The following is a 23261-nucleotide window of genomic DNA, read 5'->3' on the forward strand; positions in this document are numbered from 1 at the left end:
AACACAAACATGGTTTGCTACACTCTGACAAATGTTACGGCGGTCATAGCGAAGGGGAAACGCCCGGCCCCATTCCGAACCCGGAAGCTAAGCCCTTCAGCGCCGATGGTACTGCCCCTAGGGGTGGGAGAGCAGGACACCGCCGAACACTAACCAAACACGAAGGCCCACCACACACTGGTGGGCCTTCGCGCATCCCACAACAAAACACACCACCCACCACACAGACGCAACACGCACCACCCACCAACCACGGGTCTGGGGACTGCTGCATGATGCGAGGACATTCAGTATCTGCGCTCGCTTCGTACCAGAGGATCTCGCGCTGCTCCGGGTCGAAAGCGACCAGGTTCTCGCAATCCACGAGAATGGAACGGGGGGGCGACTACTGCACGCCGCAAAAGCCGATGGGAAGAATCCGTCGGCACCACTCCGGCCCTGGTGTAGTCGGCGCATGCGCGCTCCGTCACCGCTGCCCCACCGAGAAGGGCGGAGCGTAGGCTCAGGCTCATACCGCCGCGGAACCACGTGTAGACGCTTGCGCCGAAGCGTTCACGAATGTCCACCGCCGATGGTGCCGCCATGGTGTGCGATCAGCCACCTAAACGAGAGTGCACGGAATGGAAACGCCAATGCCTTGGCCTATGCCCGATACGGGGACGTTACAAGGTGCCAACGACACCGCCGCTGCAGCGCACGGTCGCCGGGGCAATGTCAGCGGGTACCGCGACCCGTCGAGTGGCCGGAATCGCCCGAGCCCTTCGGTGCGCCACGCGGCGTCCCCCGTGCGCAGGGAATTTAGGAGGGGTGGCGAGCCTCGTCGCTGTCGTGTATACTTATCCTCGTAACCCAAGACCGCAGGTCGATGGGCGTGCCCGCGCTAATTGCTCGGGTGCTCTCTCCGAAGTCTCGCATAAATGCGAAGGCCGGCGCAGGTGACGAGTCTCAGTGGAGTTTTCTCCGATGTGCCCCGCCCTGCGCGGGGCTTTTTTATGATGTGGGGCGAGGGCGACCTGCATCATCGGAAGGAATGCCATGGCGAGGCCAGACAAGGCAGCCGCTGTTGCGGAACTGGTGGATGAATTCCAGCAGGCAAACGCGGCAGTGCTGACCGAGTACCGCGGCCTGACCGTTGCTCAGCTCCAGCAGCTGCGCCGGTCGCTTCGCGGTAACGCATCCTACGCCGTGGTGAAGAACACGCTCGCAACAATCGCGGCCAAGCAGGTCGGCATCGAAGGATTCGACGCCGAATTGCACGGCCCGTCCGCAATCGCCTTTGTGACCGGTGACCCGGTCGAGGCGGCCAAGGGCCTGCGTGACTTTGCCAAGGCGAACCCTCAGCTCGTTTTGAAGGCGGGTGTCCTGGATGGACGCCCGGTAACGGCCGCTGAGATCGAAAAACTCGCGGACCTCGAGTCCCGCGAAGTTCTGCTGGCCAAGGCTGCCGGCGCGATGAAGGGCAAGCTGTACCAGACGGCTTACCTGCTCACCGCACCCGCGTCCAAGGCTGTCCGCACCATCGAGGCGCTGCGCGAGAAGCAGGCGTCCACCGAAGCTGCCTGATCGACTTCGATCGTCAGCATCAACCAAAACCTGCTTATTTCGCAGACCAATTAGGAAGGAACGCCAATCATGGCGAAGCTGAGCACTGAAGAACTCATTGCAGCTTTTAAGGAACTGACCCTCATCGAGCTTTCCGACTTCGTGAAGGCCTTCGAAGAGGAATTCGACGTAACCGCCGCCGCTCCTGCAGCGGTTGCAGTTGCCGCCGCCCCGGGCGCTGGCGCCGCTGAGGCCGAGGAAGAGAAGGACGAGTTCGACGTCATCCTCGAGTCGGCTGGCGACAAGAAGATCGCGGTCATCAAGGAGGTGCGCGCCCTCACCTCGCTCGGTCTGAAGGAGGCCAAGGAGCTCGTCGACGGTGCTCCCAAGCCGCTGCTTGAGGCCGTCAACAAGGAAACCGCTGAGAAGGCAAAGGAGGCCCTGGAGGCCGCCGGCGCCAAGGTCACCGTCAAGTGATCTGAGCCCGCAAGGGACCGCGGTTCACGCCGCATTGATTGACCGTAGGCCCGCACCCAATTGGGTGCGGGCCTACGGCATTTTCGGTTGGTGTAGGCCCCGATATTGTGCGTATCCGTTGGTCCTGCTGTCCGGCGGAAATTCGCGGTAGCGCATTGCTGGCGCATGCCGTAGAGTTAACGGCGATGCGGGTGCATGGCGCTCGGATCTCTCGGTTTCAATAGTCGCAGTTTCGGTTGGGCACTTCGCTTTGCGATAGTGCTCAAGGTGGTCGCGGCATTACCCGCGACGCACTGCCCCAACAACGAAGCGACTTACAGTTAACACGAACTCTTTGGCCACCGGCCAGCACCCGCACAGCGCGCCGGCTTGCGCGACGCCTCATGGTGCGCGGTCACGCCATCGCAGCCGCCGGAACCTTCCGCCGGTTTCTTCTATCGCGCAGCGGTCCCTCTACGAGCTGACCGGCGCCCACCCCAAAATCTGCACGGCACAGAATACGTCGTGTCAGCCGGACTGGATCATCAGTCCACGAACAAAGGAAAACACATGGCAACAGGAACCGTGAAATGGTTCAACCCCGACAAAGGCTTCGGATTCATCGAGCCCGATGACGGCGGCGCAGATCTCTTCGCGCACTACAGCGCAATCGTTGGCACCGGCCACCGCAACCTCACCGAGGCGCAGAAGGTCGAGTTCGACGTAGAGGCAGGGCAAAAGGGCCCGCAGGCCACCAACATCCGCGCGATCTGATCCACAGATTCAGCAGCCGTAGCCCCCTCAAGCTTCCCGCGGGAATCTTGAGGGGGCTACGGTCGTTTCAGGGCGAGGTCGTGGGGCGAGTTCGGGGTCATACGCCAGAACGTGTGGATGGCTCGGGCGTGTCGCGGGTTGTTTGATGGGGATTCGCTTCGCGTACCGGGCGGGGCGGGGCTATCGCGGATGCGGCGCGCCTGGCGGCAGCCGCAGGGTGGGTCGGCGCGGGCGCCGCGGAAGGCTGCCGTTGCGGGGACGCTGGGCGCGGGTGCCGGGGGCACTCGTCCGCAAATGTTTTTTCACTCTCGAAACACAACCGAAGCCGCCCAACAACACCGCCACCGTAGTGTCATCCCATGAGTTTGACGATTGGTCTAGCCGCGGCCCTTGAGCAGTTCCACCCCACGCAGATCCTAGAGACCGCACAACTGGCCGAACAGCATGGCTTTAGCGGCGTCATGGCCGCGGATCACTTCCAGCCGTGGGTGCCCGCGCAGGGCGAAGCCGCGTTCGTGTGGAACGTGCTGTCGGCCTTGGGCGAGCGGACCAGCGGGGACATCGGGCCGGGCGTCACCGCCCCAACCTTCAGGTGGCACCCCGCCATGATCGCGCAAGCTTCGGCCACGCTCGCCGCCATGTACCCCGGTCGGCACTGGCTGGGCCTGGGATCGGGCGAGGCGCTGAACGAACACATCATCGCCGGATACTGGCCGGAAGCCCCGGAGCGCATCAACCGCATGTTCGAAGCGATCGACATCATAAAGAAGCTGTTCGCTGCCTCGCTCGCGGGCAAGGACGTCAAGCACGCGGGCCAGTTCTACAAGCTCGAATCGACGCGGCTGTGGACGATGCCGCAAACCCCTCCGGAAATCCTGGTAGCTACCGGGGGTCCCGTCACCGCAAAACGCGCCGGACGGGTCGCGGACGGGCTCATCACGGTCGGCGCACCCCTGGAGAAGATCGCCATGCTGTTCGGGAAATTCGCCGATGGCGCGCGTGAATCGGGCCGCGACCCCGAGGCAATGCCCAAGGCCTTGCAGGTTCACCTTTCCTGGGCGCCCACCGAAAAGGAAGCCCTGGCGAACGCGATGCACGAATGGCCCAACGGTGGCATGAAGTTCCCCAAGGCCGATATCCGCTCGCCGTTCGACTTCGAACAGATGGCGAAGCTGGTGCGCCCGGAGGATTTTGCGGGAAGGATGGTGATTTCCTCCGACCCGGATGTGCACCGCGCGGCCCTGCAAAAGTATGTCGATTTGGGGTTTGATCGAATCTACCTGCACAATGTTGGCCGCAACCAGGCCGAATGGGTCGAGGTGTTCGGCCGCGAGGTGCTGCCGAAGCTGCACCGGTAGCATGCTGAGCATCTGGCCGATCACCGGGATCGGCGAAGTGGCACGCGGCGCCGACCTGGGAGAACTGATCGCCGCGGCCGTCGCTGGCGCGGGCGGGCGGGATGCCGGGCCCGCCACCGCCGGAACTAGACAGCTGCCAGGCCGTGAACATCCCATAGCGGTGGCGCAGGATGCGGCCGCGGATTCACCCCCGGGCGGGTGGATGCTGCGTGACGGCGACGTGGTCGTCATAGCCAGCAAAGTCGTTTCCAAGGCGGAAGGGCGCGTCGTAGCAGCGGTTGATCGTGAGCAGGCGATCACGGATGAAACGGTGCGGGTCGTGGCGACCCGCGCGCACGGAGCGGGCCTGACTCGCATCGTGGAGAACAGGCTGGGGCTCGTGATGGCCGCCGCCGGAGTCGACGCATCGAATACGCCCGCGGGGACCGTCCTGCTGCTACCCGTGGACCCGGACGCCAGCGCGCGGGGGATACGCGCGCGGTTGAGGGAACTGACGGGGGCCCGGGTCGGGGTGATTATCGCCGACACATCGGGGCGCGCCTGGCGTCAGGGGGTCACGGACATGGCGATCGGCGCGGCCGGGGTCACCGTCCTGGACGACCTGCGCGGCGGGGTGGACAGAGAGGGACGAGTGCTCAGCGCCACCGTTGTTGCCGTCGCCGACGAGCTAGCCGGCGCAAGCGAGTTGGTGCGCGGTAAGGCCTGCGGAGTGCCCGTGGCCGTGATCAGGGGAGCGGCATCGTGGACGACGCACCACGACGGCGGCGGGGCGCGCGCGATAGTGCGGCCGGCCGCGGACGACATGTTCCGCCTCGGCAGCGACGAGGCATACCGGCGGGGGTACGAGGCGGGTAGGGCGGCAGCCGAACGGGATCCGGTTGCGGGGCAGTAGCACGCGCCGTATGACCAAGACCGGGGCTGCGCAGGGCGGTCGCGGCAACCTGCACCCGCAAGGGCCTACGCGAAACTGAGGACCGATTCCCCGGTGGCTGGATCGGTGAGGCGTCTGCAGCGCACGCCGTAGACTTCGGCGATCAATCTGGGGCGTAGGACCTCGCTGGCCTGTCCCGCCGCGCGCACGCGCCCGCGGTCCAACATGATGGCGCGATCGCAAAAGTCGGCGGCGAGAGTGAGTTCGTGGATTGCCGCAATCACGGTCACGCCCCTCGCCGCGACCTCGCGGAGCAGCCGCAGCACATCGAGTTGGGCACCGACATCTAGGTAGGTAGTTGGCTCATCGAGGACGAGCACCGCCGGTTCTTGTGCTAGCGCCCGCGCAATGTGAACGCGTTGCCGTTCCCCGCCAGACAACGTGGATATGTCGCGTTGCGCCGCATGCAGGACGCCGGCTTGCCGCAGCGATTCCAGCGCCGCGGATGTGTCCTGCCGGGTCGCCGAGGCCAGCAGCGAGCGGTGCGGGATCCGTCCCAGCAGTACGGCGTTGAGGGCGGTCATGCCGGCCGCTGGTTGCGGCGCCTGTTCCACCGCGGCGATCACGCGGGCCCGGGAGCGCGCGGACAGCGCCGCCAGGTCACGATCTCCGACCATGACCGTGCCGCCCGCGGGCGCGCGCAGGCCGGCCAGGACGCGCAATAGCGTCGACTTGCCCGAGCCGTTCGGTCCAATCAGTCCCGTAACGGTGCCCGCGGGCGCGACGCAGTCAACGCCGTCAATGATGAGCGTTCCATCGGCCGCCCAGGCCACACCGGCCGCACGCAGACCGAATTCGCCTGTCGCAGGCGCCAAAGTGGGGCGAGGGAAGCGAGCCGAGCCCGGTGTCGGCTGCGCGGCGGGGGCGCGGCCGCGCAGTGCGGGCGCAGGAATCGCAGGTTCGCATCCTGCTGAGGCGTAGCCGAGCTCCGTGCCGCGAGCGGGTGAAGGCGCCGCATCTTCGACTCCGGCCGCGACATGCGCCGGCGCGGGCCGCGCAAGCGCAACCTTGCTGCGCCTGCGCAGCAGCCACGCAAAGACCGGGACACCGATTGCGGATGTGACGACCCCGACCGGCAGCTCGCGCGGAGAAAAGACGGTCCGCGCAGCAGTGTCCGCCCAGATCAAGAAGATTGCCCCTGCCAACGCGGATACCGGCAGGACCACCCGATAGCTGGAACCGACAACCATGCGCACCCCATGCGGCAAGATGAGCCCGACGAACCCAATCGCCCCCGACTGGGAGACGAGCGCGCCGGTGAGCAGCGCGGTCGCAACGAACAAAATGAGCCTGACGCGCCCGGCCGGAACGCCGAGCGCGGTCGCGGCGTCATCGCCGAATCCGAAGGCGTCGAGCACGTTTCCCACGAAGCACAGCGCTATGCCGATGATCGCGGCCGCCCAGACGATCGCCGCGGATTTCCATTGCGCCCCCGCCAGAGATCCCATGAGCCAGGAGAGTATTTCTCTGTAGGAATCGCCGGTGGCAGTCCAGAAGATGACGAGGGAGACCACGGCGGAACACCCCTGCGACACCGCGATTCCCGCCAAGACCGTGCGGTTCATCGAACCGCGTCCGCCCAAGGTCACCGTCAGCGTGAGCGCGAGCATCGCCCCCGCGAACGCCGCTGCGGGCAGGGCAACGCTCACGCCGAGCAGCAGCACCGAGACCGCTCCCAGCGAGGCGCCGGACGACAATCCGAGCAGGTAAGGGTCGGCAAGCGGATTGCGTGTCAACGCTTGCAGGATCGCCCCGCACAAGGCCAAGCCGGCCCCCACGGCGGCGGCCGTGAGGACTCGCGGAACGCGCAATTCCCACACGATCGCGTCGCGAATGGTGGTTAGCGGGTCCAGCCGAAGGGCCTCGTTGACGCCCAGGTGTGTGGCCAGCGCGCGCAACACCTCCCCGAGCGACAGGTGCGCCGAACCGAGCGTGATCGCGATCAGGATCGACGCAATCAGCACGGCGGCTAGCCCCGCCACAAACGCCGCGCTGTGCAGGGGCCGGCGGGGAGCCGCGGGGTGTGCGGCGTCCCCATCCGTTGCCGCCTCCGCAAGTCGGCGCGTGGCGGCGGACTCGTTTCCGCGGTGTGCGGGCCTTGCATCCGCTCCCGCCGACTCGGGTCGTGCCGCCCCTGTGCCGTGCGGGAGCCCCGCCGCGCCGGCGCCGTGCGAGTGCGCCGACGGCTCACGTTGACCGACCGGCGCGGCCCCAACCGGCGTCATCGTCCTACTCCTGGCCGTCCGCTGGCGTGGCATCCGGTGAATCGACGCTCAACGCACCGAGCTGATCGGCAATGGACACGGTGGCATCGACCGTGCGGACACCGGCCTCGGTCGCCGCGAACGGGACAACGATGTATCTGCCCTCCTTGACCGCACTCAATTCCTTGGTGACCGGATTCGACGCCAGATAGGCCTTCTTCTTTTCGGCGCTGTTCCACGTCGAATCGACCAGCACGATCACGTCGGGATCCGCGGCAGCGACATTTTCCCAGGCGAATGACGCCCACGATGCCTTCTCCGTCACGATGTTCTGCAAACCGGCGGCCTCCATGATCAGTTCGGGTGCGCCGATAGCGCCGCCGACGAACGGCGTATCCGTTCCGGAAGACCACCACAGGGCACGCAGGTCTCGTCCGTCCTTTACTACCTTTGCCAGCGCCGCCCGCTCCGCGCTCACGAGCGAATCTGCGGCCGCGGCCGCATTGAATATCTGCCCGGCCTCGCGAATCGAGGCGAAAACATCGTCAAAGGTCAGCGGATCGGGTTGGTTTTCTCCCTGGCACGCCGGTGGGGGAACGTACGTGGCAATACCAAGTTTCGCCAGCTCCGCGCGATCGCCAATTCCCTTCGCGCTCACATTCGACTCCCAACCGGCGTAAATCAGGTCCGGTTCCAGCGCCAGCACGGATTCCTGCCCGGGAACCTTGTCGCTGAGCGGTGACGTTAGAGCAGGAACCGTGCGATCGGCGAGCGAATCCGGCAGCGGGCCGTCCAAGTAGGCGGCGCCCACGATCTTCGATTGCACGCCCAGCGCCAGCATCATTTCCGCCGTTGACGATTTGACGGTGACGACCCTTTGCGGCTCCGCCGCGATCGTCACCGAAACGCCGCAGTTCGTGATGGTTAGGGGGTAGTGCGTCTCCTCGGTTCCGGTCTGGCTCGCGGCGGCCTGCGTCGCGGATGTGGTGTCAGTAGAACTGGCGCATCCGGCAAGCAACGTTGCCAGCGCCACGGCGCTGACCGTCATCGAAGCCACGAGGCGCGGTGTGAGTGGGGTCACGAAGGTCTCCTTACATAAGGTGGGATCGGGAAGGGCGCGCTACCGGCGCCTGGTGACTCGCGCCCCACTCACCGGGACGCCGCTGCGAGCAATAGACAACTCGCGGTCAGTAAATCCATCCTAAGGGCGGTGAGAAGCGGTTAACTCCGCCGAAATGTTCACGCTCCGGCGCCGCCTCTATGGCCTAGCGGCCAACGCAAGGATGCGTGCGAGTTCCGGAATGGACTCAACCGGGCGGGAAACCGATACCCGGATGTGCGCGCTCGCGGGGGCGATCGTGAAGACGCTTCCGGGCGCGACCCGCACGCCGGCGCCGGCCAGGCGCGTCAACGCGGCATCCTCGTCGTGCACAGGCACCCAGAGGTTCAAACCATCCCCGGGGGTAACGGCGACCCCCAGATCGGTCAGGGCGGCAGCCAAGAGATGGGAGCGGCCATAGTAGACCCGGCGCGCCTCCGAAACCGCCGCGATCGCGTCAGCGTCCGTCAAAAGGTCAAACAGGAGGCGTTGCAGTAGCCGGCTGGTCCAGCCGGGTCCGAGCATCCGGCGGGCCACCAACGGATCGATGATTATTGCGGGCCCGCCGACCGCGGCAATGCGCAGGTCGGGCCCGTGCGATTTCGAATACGAACGGATCCGCACAACCTGGTCCGGCAGGAAGTTACCGATGCTGATGTCGCGGGCGACGCTCACCTCGCCCGAGTGATCATCCTCGATGACCACCACATCGGGGTGAGCGCGCAGCACCGCGGCCAATTCGCGGGCACGGGTCGCGGTGATGCTCACACCCGTCGGGTTGTGCGCTCGCGGTTGGACCACGACCGCCCTGACCCCGTGGCGAAGCGCGGCGGACAACCCGGCTACGGTGATGCCGTGCGCATCGAGCGGAATCCGGAAGCGGTCGCGGCCCGACTGCTCCAGGAGGTCGAATATGGGCGGAAACCCGGGGTCTTCCACGCCGATGCGATCACCGAACGTGGTTACCTGGTCCAGCACCCGGCCAATCGCGTCGAGCGCGCCATCGACCACCGTCAGGCGCTGCGGGCGAAACGGCCACGATTCGCGAATCACCGCCTCCAATTGCGGCAATACGGGGGGAGCGACGTAGCTGTCTGTGTCGGCACCGGCGATGGTGCGGGCCGCGCGGGTCAGCGTCCTTTGGATGGAGGGCAAGAGAGTCGGATCCGGGGTTCCCGTTGAGAGGTCGATGGCGGCGGGCTCCATGGCCTCGTTCATTGATTTGTAGCGTGGCGGGAGCCAACTGGTCCTTCCCGGAAGCATGTAGGTTCCCGCTCGCCCGCGTGCGATCACCAGCCCCACGTCCGCCAGTGCGCGCCAGGCGCCGCTGACCGTTGCGGGGCTTACGCCAAGGGCGCGGCTCACGTCGCGGACGGTGGGGAGGCGATCGCCGGCGCTGATGGTTCCTGCCTTGAGCAGACGCGCGATTCCCGCGGCGATACCGCGCGGACTGGTGTCCTCGATATGTTCAACCAGGACGGAAACATTGATCTGCATGGCTGCAATAGTTCCCCCGATTCCGTTCATTTGGGGGCACTTTGGGGGCAATCCAGCATGAATTTACGTACGCGACATACCCAATTAGCAACGGTTACGCCGCCGAAATGTTCAACCGCCACAGTTACAAGCATCACGACGAGGTGGTGGCCGCAGCACTCGACTCGTCCGCCACCGAAGAAGGATTTCCACCGCATCGGAGGCGAAACAAGAAATGTCTGTTGTTCGTGTTGCATATACCCAAGCCCGCTGGACTGGCGACAAAGAATCGATGATCCAGTTGCACGAGGACTGGACGCGGGAAGCCGCGGCCGCGGGCGCCCAGATCATCGGATTCCAGGAACTGTTCTACGGCCCCTACTTCGGGATCACGCAGGACCCCAAGTATTACGAATACGTGGAGACCATCCCCGGCCCGACGACCGACCGCTTCAGCGCGCTGGCCAAGGAACTGGGCATCGTGATGGTTCTGCCGATCTACGAGGAAGACCAACCTGGCGTCTACTACAACACCGCCGTCGTCATTGACGCCGACGGGACGGTGCTGGGGAAGTATCGCAAGCACCACATCCCGCACGTCCCGAAGTTCTGGGAGAAGTTCTACTTCCGCCCCGGCAACCTGGGCTGGCCCGTGTTCGACACGGCGGTCGGTAAGGTCGGCGTCAACATCTGCTACGACCGGCACTTCCCCGAGGGATGGCGCGTTGCCGCGCTCAATGGAGCCGAGATCATTTTCAACCCGAACGCTACGGCCCCGGGCATCTCGAACCGCCTGTGGGAGGTTGAGCAGCCCGCCGCCGCGGTCGCGAACGGTGTGTTTATCGTCGCGAACAACCGGGTCGGTCTAGAGGACAACGAATATGGCGACGAGGCCGTCAAGTTTTATGGGTCGTCCTACCTTGTTGGGCCCGATGGCGAATACGTCGGCGAGGTCGGCTCCACCGAAGACGACGCGCTCTACATCCGCGACATTGACCTCAACAAGGTCCGCGAGGTTCGCGAACGTTGGCAGTTCTTCCGCGATCGCCGTCCCGATGCCTACGGGCCGATCGTCGCGCCGTGATTCGTTGCAGAAACTGACTTTGAGGAGGAAACGCTGTGAAGACTCTCATCACGGGTGGCACCGTCGTTAACTCAACCGGTCGCGGGCTGGCTGATGTGCTCATCGAGGGCGAAAAGATCGCCGCCGTGCTGCCGCCGGGCAGCCAGTTGCTTGGCGCCGACCTGAAGTCAGCGGTGGATAAGGTCATCGACGCCACCGGCAAGTACGTCATTCCTGGCGGAATTGACGCGCACACGCACATGGAGATGCCGTTCGGAGGCTCGAGCGCTTCGGACACATTCGAGACGGGGACCACCGCGGCCGCTTGGGGCGGGACGACCTCCATTGTCGACTTCGTGGTTCAGTATCCACACCAGAACATCCTCGATCAGTATCACCTATGGCACGAAAAGGCCGCCGGTAACAGCGTCATCGACTACGGTTTCCACCAGATTCTGTCGGACGTGCAGGATTCGTCGCTGACGGCGATGGACGAACTGATCAGCGAGGGTGTGACCAGCTTCAAGCTGTTCACCGCCTACAAGGACGTCTTCTTGTCGGACGACGGGCAGATATTCCGCGCGTTCCAGAAGGGCGCCGAGAACGGCGCGCTCATGATGATGCACGCGGAGAATGGTTCCGTCATCGATGTGCTGCAAAAGCAGGCGATCGAGGCGGGCCACACCACGCCCTATTACCACGGGACCACGCGGCCCTGGCAGACCGAGGAAGAGGCCGTCCACCGCGTGATCATGCTGGCCGATCTGGCACGCGTGCCGCTGTATATAGTCCACGTTTCAGCCAAGCAGGCGGTGGAGCAGATAGCTACCGCCCGCGACCGCGGCCAGAACGTCTTCGGCGAGGCGTGCCCCCAGTACCTGTACCTCTCGCTCGAAGAGCACCTGGCGGCCGTAAGCGAGCAATGGGGCGACTTTGAGGGGGCGAAGTGGGTTTGTTCGACCCCGGTGCGCTCGCGCGAGGAGGGCCACCAGGAGGCCATGTGGCAGGGGTTGCGGACCAACGATCTGCAACTTGTTGCCACCGATCACTGCCCGTTCTGCATGACCGACCAAAAGGAACTGGGCATCGGCGACTTCACCAAGATCCCAAATGGAATCGGATCAGTCGAGCACCGCATGGACCTGATTTACCAGGGCGTCGTGGACGGGAAGATCACGCTTGAGCGCTGGGTGGAGACCTGCTCGGTGACGCCCGCCCGCATGTTCGGGATGTACGGCCAAAAGGGCGTTATTCAACCCGGCGCGGATGGCGACGTGGTCATATACGACCCGAACGGCCACACGAGTATCGGGCTGAACAAGACCCACCACATGAACATGGACTATTCCGCGTGGGAGGGCTACGAGATCGCCGGGCACGTCGACACGGTCATCTCGCGCGGGTCGATCATCGTGGACAACAACACGTTCCTCGGGTCGACGTCGCACGGAAAGTACATCAAGCGCGGCCTAAGCCAGTACCTGATCTGAGGCGGGGGAAACATGGATTTCGGAATTGTATTGCAGACGGATCCTCCGGCGTCGCGCGTCGTGGATCTGGCCCGGCAAGCGGAAAACTACGGGTTCACGCACGCTTGGACGTTCGATTCGCATCTGCTGTGGGAAGAGCCGTTCGTCATCTATTCGGCGATGCTCGCGGCCACGCGCAAGATCGTGGTGGGCCCGATGGTCACCAACCCGGCCACCCGCGACTGGACGGTACTGGCGTCATTGTTCGCGACCCTCAACGAGATGTACGGGAACCGCACGATATGCGGCATCGGCCGGGGCGACTCCGCCGTTCGCACGCTCAACGGTCGGCCAACAAACCTGGCGACGTTGCGTGACGCCATTCACGTGATCAAGGAGTTGGGCAATTCGCGATCGGTCGAACTCAATGATCGCACCATCCAGTTTCCGTGGGCCAAGGGGTCGGAACTGGACGTCTGGGTGGCGGCCTACGGGCCGCTCGCCCTGAAACTGACCGGGGAAGTTGGCGATGGGTTCATTCTGCAACTCGCGGACCCGGACATCGCCGGCTGGATGATTAAGGCGGTGCGCGATTCCGCCGAAGCGACCGGACGCAACCCCGACGACATCAAGTTCTGCGTCGCAGCACCCGCCTATACGGGAAACGGCGAGTCGCCGGCGGAGCGCGCCCACATGCGCGAGCAGTGCCGATGGTTCGGCGGCATGGTCGGCAACCACGTCGCTGACATCGTCAAGCGATACGGCACGGACTCCGCCATTCCGAAGGCGTTGACCGACTACATCGAACGACGAGAAGGCTACGACTACAACCAGCACGGGCGAGCAGGCAACAGCCACGCCTCATTCGTGCCCGACGAAATCGTTGAGCGATTCTGCCTGCTCGGCTCGCCGTACGAGCACGTAGAAAAGCTCGGTGAGCTCAAGAAACTCGGCGTGACGCAATACGCCGCCTACTTGCAGCACGACAACAAAGAAGAAACGCTGCGGATGTACGGCGAACGGATCATCCCAGCGATGGCAGAAACCGTTACGGCGACGGCATGAACGGTAAAGCACGCACGATCATCACCGGCGCCATCGGAATCATCGCGCTGATCGCCATCTGGGAGCTGTACAAGGCTCTCGGGCCCGCGGGCGGCGTCAGCATCGGCGACATCACGGTGTTACCGCGGACCGCTGATACCGCGATGCCGCACGTGTGGGACATGATCGCGCGTGCCGCGCAGCCAATAAACCGCGCTTCCAACGCGGTTCCACTGTGGCAGGCGGTACTCGCGGCGGGAGCCATGTCCTTGGGCATTGCCGGCGTCGGGTGGGTTGCCGGCGTCGTGGTGGGGGTGGGCCTGGCGGTGCTTATGCAACGCCTACAGGTCGCGCGGGCGGCGATCCTCCCCTGGGTCATATTGAGCCAAACGGTCCCGCTCATCGCGCTGGCGCCCCTGGTCAAGGGGTGGGGATCCAAGCTCGAGTTCGGAACATTCGACTGGCAACCCTGGATGAGCGTAGCTGTCATCGCTTCGTACCTGGCGTTCTTCCCCGTTGCCGTCGGCATGCTGCGCGGGCTGTCATCCCCGCAGGACGTGCACACCGAACTATTCCGAACGTACAACGCCAGTTGGTGGACGACGCTGACGAAACTCCGGTTCCCGGCGGCGGTGCCGTACCTATTGCCGGCCCTGCGGCTGGCGGCTGCCAACGCCGTGGTAGGAGCGATCGTTGCTGAGGTTTCCACGGGTCTCAAGGGAGGCCTGGGCCGGATGATCATCGAGTTCGGTCAGGCGGGTTCCTCGGATCCCGCCAAGGCGTGGTCTCCCATCTTCGGGGCGGTGCTGATCGGATTGGTGTCTGCCGGGATCGTGTACCTGATTGGCCTAACCCTAAAACGCTATCGATATGCGGAGGTAGACGCATGAGTACAACACCGACACCCGGATCGGGTGCGCAAGAAGGACCCATGCGCGTCCAAAGCCAGCCGCCGTCGGGCCCCGCCGTTGCCGTGGAGGTAAAGAACGTCACCCGCATCTTCGCCGCAAAATCCGGCGAAGTCACGGCGCTCAGCGACGTATCGCTTGACGTTGCTGCGGGCGAATTCGTGTCGCTCATTGGTCCCTCGGGTTGCGGCAAGTCAACGCTGTTGCGGTTGATAGCCGACCTCGATCAGCCCACGAGCGGGACCATCGACGTCTTCGGCAAACCCGCCAAGGCGGCCCGCGAAGCGCAGGACTACGGGATCGCGTTCCAGCAGGCCGGTCTTCTCCCGTGGAGATCGGTGCAGGCAAATATAGAGTTGCCGCTGGAACTCCACGGGCAGGGTAAGGGCGCTCGCGCAGCGCGGGCAAAAGAGCTGCTGGCCCTGGTGGGCCTGTCCGACTTCGCCGGACACATGCCCGGACAACTTTCCGGTGGTATGCAACAACGCGTTGCGATAGCTCGATCACTGGCAGAAAGCCCCAGCCTGCTGCTCATGGACGAACCGTTCGGCGCGCTCGACGAGATGACGCGCGAACGACTACAAACGGAGCTCCTGCGCATCCGTGCGGAAACAAACGCAGCGGTCGTATTCGTCACCCACTCGATCCCCGAGGCCGTCTACCTTTCGGACCGCGTTGTCGTCATGTCACCGCGTCCCGGCAGGGTCGAGCGGATCATCGACGTCGCACTGGGCAGCGCCAAAGATCGCGCCGAAGATTTGCGTGAGGAAACGCAGTTCTTTGAACGAGTCGCCGCGGTCCGCGATGCGCTGCACATTGCCCACGGCGATGCGCCGGCGTCGGGCGGTGCCAAAGGGGTGGACATCCGATGAGCGCCGGCGCAGTGTGGGACAGGCTCCGGGCGGTGATCGCTCCGCTGGCGTTCGGCGCGATCTTCCTGGGCGCGTGGCAATGGGTTGTCACGTTCTATGACCTAAAGCCGTACGTCGTGCCGAGCCCGCAAGCCATCGCCGAACAGTTTGCGGGCAACCTTGACACCATAGCGTCCGCCGCCGGAGCGACCGCGAAGAACTCCCTGTTCGGGCTCGCGCTCGGTGTGTTGGCAGCTCTTGTGTGGGCGGGGGCCTCGTCCGCGATTCGACTCATACGCGAGGCAAGCGCTCCGATCGTGATGGCCGCCTCCGTGGTACCTATCGTCGCGCTGGCGCCGGTGCTCTACTCGATGTTCGGGCAAAGCGTGCAAACCGCGCGCATCATGATCGCGGCGCTCGCGGCCTTTGTGCCCGTCTACATCAACACGCTGCGGGGCCTGCAAACAGTGGCTCCAATCCACCGCGACCTCATGCGGGTATATGCGGCATCCCCTTGGCAGACCACCAAAACGGTGACGCTGCCAGGCGCGTTGCCCTTCTTCTTCACTGGCCTGGGGATTGCTTCCTCGGTGTCGGTGATCTCGGCGCTCGTTGCCGAGTATTTCGGTGGCCCGGTTGACGGTTTGGGCCGGTCCATCACCTCCGCGGTTTCCTCGTCGCGCTACGCCCTCGCCTGGGCGTACGTGATAGGCGCCGTCATCATCGGCGTAGTTTTCTTTGTCGCCACTTCACTCGTGGAACGGGTCACTTTGCGTCGCCGCCAGGCGCGCTGACTCGATCCCTGACCTCCCTTCCACGCCCTAAGAGAGGAAAACCTCCATGAAAACACTGAACCGCCGCGCGCTCGGCGCAGTCGCATTGGGTTCGGCCGTGGCTCTTGCCCTGGCCGGATGCTCGGGATCATCGAGCTCATCGTCAACCACGTCGCCCGAAGCAAGCACATCCACCGACGCCGCATCGGGCGAACTCAAGGATGTCACTTTGCAATTGCAGTGGGTCGCCCAGGCTCAATTCGCCGGATACTACGCGGCAGTAGCCGAGGGTTTCTACAAGGACGAGGGCCTGAACGTCACGATCCAGGAAGCCGGCACCGACACGGTGCCGATCGACGTTCTGGCTGCCGGCGATGCCGACTTTGCCATCTCCTGGGTGCCCAAGGTGCTGGGCTCGATCGAGCAAGGCACCAAGGTGACCGATATCGCGCAGATTTTCGAGCGCTCCGGGACGACCCAAATCTCATTCAAGAACAAGCAGATTAAGACTGCCGCGGATCTCAAGGGCAAGAAGGTTGGCTCGTGGGGGTACGGCAACGAATGGGAATTGTTCGCCGGGATGCAAAAGGCCGGGATCGACACCACCAAGGACATCGATTTGGTCCAGCAGGCATTCGATATGAACGCCTTCCTGTCGGGTGACATCGATGCGGCCCAGGCGATGACATACAACGAGTACGCCCAGGTCCTGGAGACCAAGAACCCGGATACCGGCAAGCTCTACACGGCCGACGACCTCAACGTCATCAACTGGAACGATGAGGGCACGGCGATGCTTCAGGACGCCATCTGGGCGGATTCCGACAAGCTTGCCTCGGATGCCGACTACGCGGACACCGCGGTGAAGTTCATCAAGGCCTCGATCAAGGGCTGGGCGTACGTGCGCGACCACCCGCAAGAGGGCGCGGACATCGTCACCGAGGCGGGATCTACCCTCGGCACCAGCCACCAACTGTGGATGGCTAACGAGGTGAACAAGCTGATCTGGCCGTCCACTTCCGGGGTGGGCATGATCAACAAGGACGCGTGGGACCAGACCGTTTCGATCGCCAAGGGAACCAAGAATGAGACGGGCTCGACCATCATCACGCAGGACCCGCCGGAAACCGCGTACTCCAACGAATACGTCACCAAGGCTCTGGAAGAGCTCAAGGCCGAAGGCGTCGACGTCATGGGGTCCGACTTCCAGCCCCAGGTCGTCACCCTGAACGAGGGCGGCAACTGATCGGCGTGCTGATCTATCCCGCCAAGCCGTGATCCCGGGCTCCCGCCAGTTCGGCGGGAGCCCGGGCCCCCGAAGCCAACCCACCGAGTAGCCCCCTAGTCGCATGTTTGCGAGGTTCAACCATGTCCACATCCACCACTAATTCGCTAAGCCTGAGCGATGAGGCTGTCATTGCGGCCGATCACGCGCGCGTATTTCATTCGTGGTCCGCGCAAGCGCACCTTCCGAACTTCACGGTGGACAGCGGGCAGGGCTGCCACCTGTGGGACCAATCTGGCCGCAGGTGGCTAGATTTCACCAGTCAACTGGTCAACGTCAACATTGGCTACCAGCACCCGGCGGTCGTCGCGGCCATCAAGGCGCAGGCCGATATCCTCACCACGATCGCGCCCGCCACCGCCAATGGGCAGCGCGCCACGGCCGCGGAGTTGATACTGCGCCACCTGCCCGATTCTTTCGAAAAGGTGTTCTTCACCAACGCCGGGGCGGACGCGAACGAGAACGCGATCCGGCTGGCGCGCCTGTACACGGGCCGTGACAAGATCATCTCGCACTACCGGTCGTACCACGGCAATACGGGCGCTGCGATCAACGCGACCGGTGATTGGCGCCGCATGCCGAACGAGTATTCGCGCGGGCACGTGCACGTTTTCGGCCCCTATCTTTACCGGACGGAGTTTTGGGCGACTACGCCCGAGCAGGAATGCGAACGAGCTCTGCACAGCCTGGAGCGGACCATCCAGAGCGAGGGGCCGGACACCGTCGCCGGCATCTTATTCGAATCGATTCCTGGCACCGCCGGTATCCTCACACCGCCGCCCGGATACCTTGCGGGCGTGCGCAGGCTCGCGGACAAGTACGGGATCGTGCTGATACTCGATGAGGTAATGGCGGGCTTTGGGCGAACCGGCAACTGGTTCGCTTTCCAGGCGCACGACGTCGTTCCCGACCTGGTGACCTTCGCCAAGGGCGTCAATTCCGGTTACGTTCCCGCAGGTGGGGTCGCGCTGAGCGGGCCCATTGCGCACGCATTCGACGACAGGGTGTTTCCGGGCGGGCTCACGTACTCGGGGCATCCGCTGGCGATGGCCGCGATCGTGGCGACCATAACCGCGATGGAGGACGAGCGCATCGTCGAGAACGCGGCGCGTATCGGTTCCGAGGTGATCGCGCCTGCTCTGACCGATCTGGCGGCCTCCAACCCGCTGGTCGGTGAAGTCCGCGGCAGCGGAGTCTTTTGGGCCATCGAATTGGTCCGCGATCGAGTCACGCGGGAGCCGGTGACGCCGGCCACTATGGCGGCGATCAAGGCGGCGTGCTTCGATAGGGGTCTGCTGGTGTTCCTGGCCGACAATCGAATTCACATAGTTCCACCGTGCGTGGTGACCGATGACGAGGCGACGCAGGGCCTCGCGATCATCGCCGACGTGCTTTCCCAACTTTCCAAGGAGTCCTAAATGTCATCCCCTCGTCGCGTTCTGGTCACGGGTGCATCGTCCGGGATCGGGGCGGCCACCGTGCGCAGGCTGTGCGCGGAAGGTTTCAGCGTAATCGCCGCGGCTCGCCGTGCTGATCGCCTGGAGGAACTGGCCGCACAGACAGGTGCGCAGGCGTACCCGCTCGATATTACGGACGAGTCCGCCGTCGCCGAATTGGCTCGCCACCTGGAGGAAACGGGCGGCTTGGCCGCCGTCGTAAACAACGCCGGGGGAGCGTTCGGCCTGGATCCCGTCGCCGAGGCGGATGTGGCGCAGTGGCGAAAGATGTACGAACTCAACGTCATCGGTACGTTGCAGGTAACGAAGGCGCTGTTGCCGCTGCTGCGCGCGAGCGGCGCCGGCGATGTGCTGACGGTCACTTCGACCGCGGCCCACGCGCCGTATCCCGGCGGCGCCGGCTACACGGGCGTCAAGCACGCGGAACGGATGCTGGTGCAGACCCTGCGCTGGGAACTCGTGGGCGAGCCGATTAGGGTGATTGAGATTTCGCCGGGAAACGTGGCGACCGAGGAGTTCTCGTTGGTCCGCTTCGACGGGGATGCGAAGCGCGCCGCCGCGGTCTACGAGGGGTACCAGCCCCTGGTGGCCGACGATATCGCGGACGTCATCGCGTTTGCGCTGACGCGTCCCGATCACGTGAACCTGGACCTGTTGATTGTTCGCCCGCGGGCGCAGGCGAACAATACAACCATCGCCCGCACGGGGGTGTGATCCCCGGGTAGCCAGACGCATTCCCAGCGGCATTGCGGGCCGCGGGCGCCGGTGACGATTCGCGGATTGCATGCGGATGATTAGTCGCCGGCGCCTTCTCGTTTTGCCGCAATGACGGCAACCGATCGGTCGACACGCTGGGGCGGGGAAGTCGACAATTGTGCCGACTTGCTTTATTCTCTCTCGATCCGGTATGCTGTCGCTTTGCGCCTTATTGTGGCTCGCGTTGTCATGCCGACTTTCGTGGATACCAATGGTATTCCCGCCGGTTGGTGTGTCAAAACGGGCATCATTTCGACGCTGGCGTGCATCCGTTTCGCAGGGAAGGACCCCACTTGGCTGCCTCGCGCACCCCTTCTGCTCCGTCCAAAGAAGCTATCGCGAACCGTACGGCCTCCGGCCGTATCTCGTTCGCGCAGATATATGAACCGTTGGAGGTTCCGAATCTTCTAGCTCTCCAAACCGAGAGCTTCGATTGGCTGTTAGGGAACGAAAGGTGGCAGGCCCGCGTGGCTGCCGCCAAGGCGGCTGGCCGCCGCGATGTTCCCGAAACCTCTGGTCTGGAAGAGATCTTCGAAGAGATCTCTCCGATCGAGGACTTCGCGCAGACCATGTCGTTGCAGTTCTCGAACCACCGTTTCGAACCACCGAAGCACACGGCAGAGGAATGCCGCGCGAAGGACTTCACCTACGCCGCCCCGTTGTTCGTGACGGCTGAGTTCTACAACCACACCACCGAAGAGATCAAGTCTCAGACGGTGTTCATGGGCGACTTCCCGTTGATGACCGAGCGGGGAACGTTCATCATCAACGGCACCGAGCGTGTTGTCGTCTCCCAGTTGGTGCGTTCACCCGGCGTCTACTTCGAGCGCACCCCGGACAAGACCAGCGACAAGGACATCTTTGTCGCAAAGGTGATTCCGTCACGCGGTGCGTGGCTCGAATTCGAGATCGACAAGCGCGATTCGGTGGGCGTTCGCGTCGACCGCAAGCGCAAGCAGTCGGTCACGGTCCTGCTCAAGGCACTGGGGCTGTCGGCATCTGAAATCCGCGAGCGTTTCGCCGATTACCCCGCCGTCCTCGAGATGCTCGAGAAGGACACGGTCTCAACGCAGGACGAGGCCCTCGTCGACCTGTATCGCAAAATTCGTCCGGGCGAGCCGCCCACGGCGGAAGCCGGCCGCAACCTGCTTGAGAGCTTCTACTTCTCATCGAAGCGCTACGACCTGGCCAAGGTCGGTCGTTACAAGATCAACAAGAAGCTCGGCGTCGACAAGCCGTTGAGTGAGTCGGTGCTGTCGATTGATGACATCTTGGCCGCGATCGAGTACCTGTGTGCGCTGCACGCGGGAAAGGCGACGCTGACCGGCGAACGCGGCGGCGAAGCCGTCGACGTTCGCGTTGAGACCGATGACATCGATCACTTCGGTAACCGTCGCATCCGCGCGGTTGGGGAGCTGATTCAGAACCAGATCCGCACGGGATTGTCGCGCATGGAGCGCGTTGTGCGCGAGCGCATGACGACCCAGGACGTCGAGGCTATCGCGCCGCAGACGCTGATCAACATCCGGCCCGTGGTCGCGTCGATCAAGGAGTTCTTCGGAACTTCCCAGCTGTCGCAGTTCATGGACCAGAACAACCCGCTGGCGGGTCTGACGCACAAGCGTCGCCTCAACGCGCTCGGCCCCGGTGGCCTCTCGCGCGACCGCGCCGGAATGGAAGTTCGCGACGTTCACCCGTCGCACTACGGCCGCATGTGCCCGATTGAGACGCCCGAAGGCCCGAACATTGGTCTGATCGGATCGCTCGCGTCGTTCGGACGGATCAACCCGTTCGGCTTCATCGAGACTCCCTACCGCAAGGTCGTGGAGGGCCACGTGACCGATGAGGTCGTGTACCTGACGGCCGACGACGAGGACCGCTACAACATCGCGCAGGCGAACACCCCCCTGAACGCGGACGGTTCGTTCGCGCAACCGCGCGTGCTCGTTCGCCTCAAGGGCGGCGAGACGGAAGACGTCCCGGTCCACCAGGTTGACTACATGGACGTTTCGCCCCGGCAGATGGTTTCGGTCGCAACCGCGCTGATTCCGTTCCTCGAACACGATGACGCCAACCGGGCGCTCATGGGTGCCAACATGCAGCGCCAGGCTGTGCCGTTGGTGCGGTCCGAGGCCCCGCTGGTGGGAACCGGCATGGAGTGGCGTTCGGCCGTCGACGCGGGCGACGTCATCCTGGCGGCCAAGCCGGGTGTCGTTTCCGAGGTCTCCGCCGACCTGATTACCGTGGCGAACGACGACGCGACGACGTCAACGTATCGCGTCCGCAAGTTCGTGCGCTCGAACCAGGGAACTAGCTACAACCAGCGCGTCCTAGTGGACGCCGGCCAGCGCGTCGAAATCGGCTCGGTTCTGGCCGATGGGCCGGCAACCGACGGCGGCGAATTGTCGCTGGGACGCAACCTGCTGGTCGCGTTCATGTCGTGGGAGGGCCACAACTACGAGGACGCGATTATCCTCAGCCAGCGCCTGGTCAAGGACGACGTCCTCTCCTCGATCCACATCGAGGAGCACGAGGTCGACGCCCGCGATACCAAGCTTGGCCCCGAGGAAATCACGCGCGATATCCCGAACGTGTCGGACGAGGTCCTGGCGGACCTGGACGAACGCGGCATCATCCGGATCGGTGCCGAGGTCACGAGTGGAGATGTGCTCGTCGGTAAGGTGACCCCCAAGGGTGAAACCGAACTGACACCGGAACAGCGCCTGCTGCGCGCCATCTTTGGCGAGAAGGCACGCGAGGTTCGCGACACGTCGCTCAAGGTGCCGCACGGCGAGACCGGAACTGTCATCGAGGTTCGCACGTTCAACCGCGAGGACGGTGACGAGCTGCCCGCCGGGGTCAACGAGTTGGTGCGCGTCTACATCGCCCAGCGCCGCAAGATCACCGCCGGTGACAAGCTCGCCGGTCGGCACGGGAACAAGGGTGTCATCTCGACGATTCTGCCCGAGGAGGACATGCCGTTCCTTGCGGACGGAACCCCCGTCGACATCGTCTTGAACCCGATGGGTGTTCCGGGACGTATGAACGTCGGTCAGGTGCTCGAGGTCCACCTGGGGTGGATCGCGTCGCAGGGTTGGGACATCACCGGACTCAAGGAGGCCACGAACGAGTGGCTCGCCAAGGTCCCCGAGCATGCGCGCAAGGCCGACCCCGGCAGCCGCGTCGCTACGCCCGTCTTCGACGGTGTGGAAGAGGACGTCTTGGCGGGATTGCTCGCGAACACGCGACCGAACCGCGACGGGAACCGCATGGTCGGCCCCGACGGCAAGGCTCGCCTGTTCGATGGACGCTCCGGTGAGCCGTTCCCGGATCCGGTTTCCGTCGGGTACATGTACATCTTGAAGCTTCACCACCTGGTGGACGACAAGATTCACGCACGTTCGACCGGCCCGTACTCGATGATCACCCAGCAGCCACTCGGCGGTAAGGCGCAGTTCGGTGGCCAGCGATTCGGTGAGATGGAGGTCTGGGCCCTGGAAGCGTACGGCGCTGCCTACACGCTTCAGGAACTGCTCACGATTAAGTCCGACGACGTCCCCGGACGCGTCAAGGTATACGAGGCAATCGTCAAGGGCGAGAACATTCCCGACTCGGGGATTCCCGAATCGTTCAAGGTGCTGCTGAAGGAAATGCAGTCGCTGTGCCTGAACGTCGAGGTTCTCTCTAGCGAGGGCAATGTCATCGAGATGAAGGAATCCGACGACGACGACGGCTACCGCGCCGCCGAAGAGCTCGGCATTGACCTGGCTCGGCGCCCGAACGCTGCGAACAGCATCGACGAGATCTGATGTGCT

General features: G+C 64.2%; 18 protein-coding genes and 1 rRNA gene. 16 read left to right on the forward strand and 3 right to left on the reverse strand.

All coding sequences use genetic code 11. The features are described from left to right. The first annotated feature begins 35 nt into the window (after nt 1-35). From rrf to cofE, 6 genes are all read left to right on the forward strand, one after another. Nucleotides 36-148, forward strand: a 5S ribosomal RNA gene (gene rrf / locus FB389_RS08460). Between the two features lie 887 nt (nt 149-1035). Beyond that, the gene (gene rplJ, locus FB389_RS08465) at nt 1036-1563 is read left to right on the forward strand and encodes a 50S ribosomal protein L10 (RefSeq protein WP_142112710.1); all 528 of its coding nucleotides are present in this window, start codon (nt 1036-1038) and stop codon (nt 1561-1563) included. A 69-nt stretch (nt 1564-1632) separates the two neighbouring features. Next, nucleotides 1633-2019, forward strand: coding sequence for a 50S ribosomal protein L7/L12 (rplL, locus tag FB389_RS08470; protein ID WP_142112712.1), 387 nt, complete (start codon nt 1633-1635; stop codon nt 2017-2019). A gap of 549 nt (nt 2020-2568) precedes the next feature. After that, complete coding sequence (locus FB389_RS08475; protein WP_142112714.1) at nt 2569-2772, forward strand: cold-shock protein; 204 nt, start codon at nt 2569-2571, stop codon at nt 2770-2772. A gap of 359 nt (nt 2773-3131) precedes the next feature. After that, entirely contained in the window at nt 3132-4130 is a 999-nt protein-coding gene (locus FB389_RS08480) for a TIGR03557 family F420-dependent LLM class oxidoreductase (RefSeq protein WP_142112716.1), read from the forward strand. Between the two features lies 1 nt (nt 4131). Next, the gene (cofE, locus tag FB389_RS08485; protein ID WP_142112718.1) at nt 4132-5022 is read left to right on the forward strand and encodes a coenzyme F420-0:L-glutamate ligase; all 891 of its coding nucleotides are present in this window, start codon (nt 4132-4134) and stop codon (nt 5020-5022) included. A 65-nt stretch (nt 5023-5087) separates the two neighbouring features. Here cofE and FB389_RS10935 read toward each other — a convergent pair whose 3' ends face one another. The 3 genes from FB389_RS10935 to FB389_RS08500 form a co-directional block, all read right to left on the reverse strand. Continuing rightward, nucleotides 5088-7286: a putative F420-0 ABC transporter permease subunit gene (locus FB389_RS10935; RefSeq protein ID WP_142112720.1), complete on the reverse strand. Its 2199-nt coding sequence runs from the start codon at nt 7284-7286 to the stop codon at nt 5088-5090. A 4-nt stretch (nt 7287-7290) separates the two neighbouring features. Then, nucleotides 7291-8346 carry a putative F420-0 ABC transporter substrate-binding protein gene (locus FB389_RS08495; protein ID WP_246043594.1) on the reverse strand — a complete coding sequence of 352 codons (1056 nt, stop codon included), beginning with the start codon at nt 8344-8346 and terminating at the stop codon, nt 7291-7293. Nucleotides 8347-8523: 177 nt separating this feature from the next. Further along, nucleotides 8524-9891: an aminotransferase class I/II-fold pyridoxal phosphate-dependent enzyme gene (locus tag FB389_RS08500; protein ID WP_246043595.1), complete on the reverse strand. Its 1368-nt coding sequence runs from the start codon at nt 9889-9891 to the stop codon at nt 8524-8526. A 184-nt stretch (nt 9892-10075) separates the two neighbouring features. Here FB389_RS08500 and FB389_RS08505 point away from each other — a divergent pair, with 184 nt between their 5' ends. The 10 genes from FB389_RS08505 (at nt 10076) to rpoB (ending at nt 23255) form a co-directional block, all read left to right on the forward strand. Next, a complete protein-coding gene (locus tag FB389_RS08505; protein ID WP_142112722.1) occupies nt 10076-10924 on the forward strand; it encodes a nitrilase-related carbon-nitrogen hydrolase in 849 nt (282 codons plus the stop codon). Between the two features lie 35 nt (nt 10925-10959). Continuing rightward, nucleotides 10960-12393 (forward strand): dihydropyrimidinase, encoded by a 1434-nt coding sequence (gene hydA / locus FB389_RS08510; protein ID WP_142112724.1) that lies wholly within the window; start codon nt 10960-10962, stop codon nt 12391-12393. Between the two features lie 12 nt (nt 12394-12405). Next, nucleotides 12406-13437, forward strand: coding sequence for a TIGR03842 family LLM class F420-dependent oxidoreductase (locus tag FB389_RS08515; RefSeq protein WP_142112726.1), 1032 nt, complete (start codon nt 12406-12408; stop codon nt 13435-13437). Then, the gene (locus tag FB389_RS08520) at nt 13434-14306 is read left to right on the forward strand and encodes an ABC transporter permease (protein ID WP_142112728.1); all 873 of its coding nucleotides are present in this window, start codon (nt 13434-13436) and stop codon (nt 14304-14306) included. The genes FB389_RS08515 and FB389_RS08520 overlap by 4 nt, the downstream gene beginning before the upstream one ends. Next, nucleotides 14303-15196, forward strand: a complete 894-nt coding sequence (locus FB389_RS08525; protein ID WP_425467255.1) for an ABC transporter ATP-binding protein — start codon at nt 14303-14305, stop codon at nt 15194-15196. Before FB389_RS08520 ends, FB389_RS08525 begins: the two co-directional genes overlap by 4 nt. After that, nucleotides 15193-15969 (forward strand): ABC transporter permease, encoded by a 777-nt coding sequence (locus FB389_RS08530; protein ID WP_142112730.1) that lies wholly within the window; start codon nt 15193-15195, stop codon nt 15967-15969. The genes FB389_RS08525 and FB389_RS08530 overlap by 4 nt, the downstream gene beginning before the upstream one ends. 46 nt (nt 15970-16015) lie before the next feature. Further along, the gene (locus FB389_RS08535; RefSeq protein WP_142112732.1) at nt 16016-17194 is read left to right on the forward strand and encodes an ABC transporter substrate-binding protein; all 1179 of its coding nucleotides are present in this window, start codon (nt 16016-16018) and stop codon (nt 17192-17194) included. 122 nt (nt 17195-17316) lie between these two features. After that, nucleotides 17317-18651: an aspartate aminotransferase family protein gene (locus FB389_RS08540; RefSeq protein WP_142112734.1), complete on the forward strand. Its 1335-nt coding sequence runs from the start codon at nt 17317-17319 to the stop codon at nt 18649-18651. Then, the gene (locus tag FB389_RS08545; RefSeq protein WP_142112736.1) at nt 18652-19404 is read left to right on the forward strand and encodes an SDR family oxidoreductase; all 753 of its coding nucleotides are present in this window, start codon (nt 18652-18654) and stop codon (nt 19402-19404) included. Between the two features lie 335 nt (nt 19405-19739). Continuing rightward, nucleotides 19740-23255 carry a DNA-directed RNA polymerase subunit beta gene (rpoB, locus tag FB389_RS08550; RefSeq protein ID WP_142112738.1) on the forward strand — a complete coding sequence of 1172 codons (3516 nt, stop codon included), beginning with the start codon at nt 19740-19742 and terminating at the stop codon, nt 23253-23255. Nucleotides 23256-23261 lie beyond the last annotated feature (6 nt).

This window comes from Rarobacter incanus (assembly GCF_006715765.1).
GTDB lineage: Bacteria > Actinomycetota > Actinomycetes > Actinomycetales > Cellulomonadaceae > Rarobacter > Rarobacter incanus.

What these genes read in the sequence shown, in the direction of transcription:
- FB389_RS08545 (WP_142112736.1), top strand. Translation starts at nt 18,652, where the DNA reads ATGTCATCCCCTCGTCGCGTTCTGGTCACGGGTGCATCGTCCGGGATC.
- cofE (WP_142112718.1), top strand. Translation starts at nt 4,132, where the DNA reads ATGCTGAGCATCTGGCCGATCACCGGGATCGGCGAAGTGGCACGCGGC.
- FB389_RS08535 (WP_142112732.1), top strand. Translation starts at nt 16,016, where the DNA reads ATGAAAACACTGAACCGCCGCGCGCTCGGCGCAGTCGCATTGGGTTCG.
- FB389_RS08540 (WP_142112734.1), top strand. Translation starts at nt 17,317, where the DNA reads ATGTCCACATCCACCACTAATTCGCTAAGCCTGAGCGATGAGGCTGTC.
- FB389_RS08500 (WP_246043595.1), bottom strand. Translation starts at nt 9,891, where the DNA reads ATGAACGGAATCGGGGGAACTATTGCAGCCATGCAGATCAATGTTTCC.
- FB389_RS08475 (WP_142112714.1), top strand. Translation starts at nt 2,569, where the DNA reads ATGGCAACAGGAACCGTGAAATGGTTCAACCCCGACAAAGGCTTCGGA.
- rplL (WP_142112712.1), top strand. Translation starts at nt 1,633, where the DNA reads ATGGCGAAGCTGAGCACTGAAGAACTCATTGCAGCTTTTAAGGAACTG.
- FB389_RS08525 (WP_425467255.1), top strand. Translation starts at nt 14,303, where the DNA reads ATGAGTACAACACCGACACCCGGATCGGGTGCGCAAGAAGGACCCATG.
- FB389_RS08530 (WP_142112730.1), top strand. Translation starts at nt 15,193, where the DNA reads ATGAGCGCCGGCGCAGTGTGGGACAGGCTCCGGGCGGTGATCGCTCCG.
- rplJ (WP_142112710.1), top strand. Translation starts at nt 1,036, where the DNA reads ATGGCGAGGCCAGACAAGGCAGCCGCTGTTGCGGAACTGGTGGATGAA.
- FB389_RS10935 (WP_142112720.1), bottom strand. Translation starts at nt 7,286, where the DNA reads ATGACGCCGGTTGGGGCCGCGCCGGTCGGTCAACGTGAGCCGTCGGCG.
- FB389_RS08480 (WP_142112716.1), top strand. Translation starts at nt 3,132, where the DNA reads ATGAGTTTGACGATTGGTCTAGCCGCGGCCCTTGAGCAGTTCCACCCC.
- FB389_RS08520 (WP_142112728.1), top strand. Translation starts at nt 13,434, where the DNA reads ATGAACGGTAAAGCACGCACGATCATCACCGGCGCCATCGGAATCATC.
- FB389_RS08505 (WP_142112722.1), top strand. Translation starts at nt 10,076, where the DNA reads ATGTCTGTTGTTCGTGTTGCATATACCCAAGCCCGCTGGACTGGCGAC.
- FB389_RS08515 (WP_142112726.1), top strand. Translation starts at nt 12,406, where the DNA reads ATGGATTTCGGAATTGTATTGCAGACGGATCCTCCGGCGTCGCGCGTC.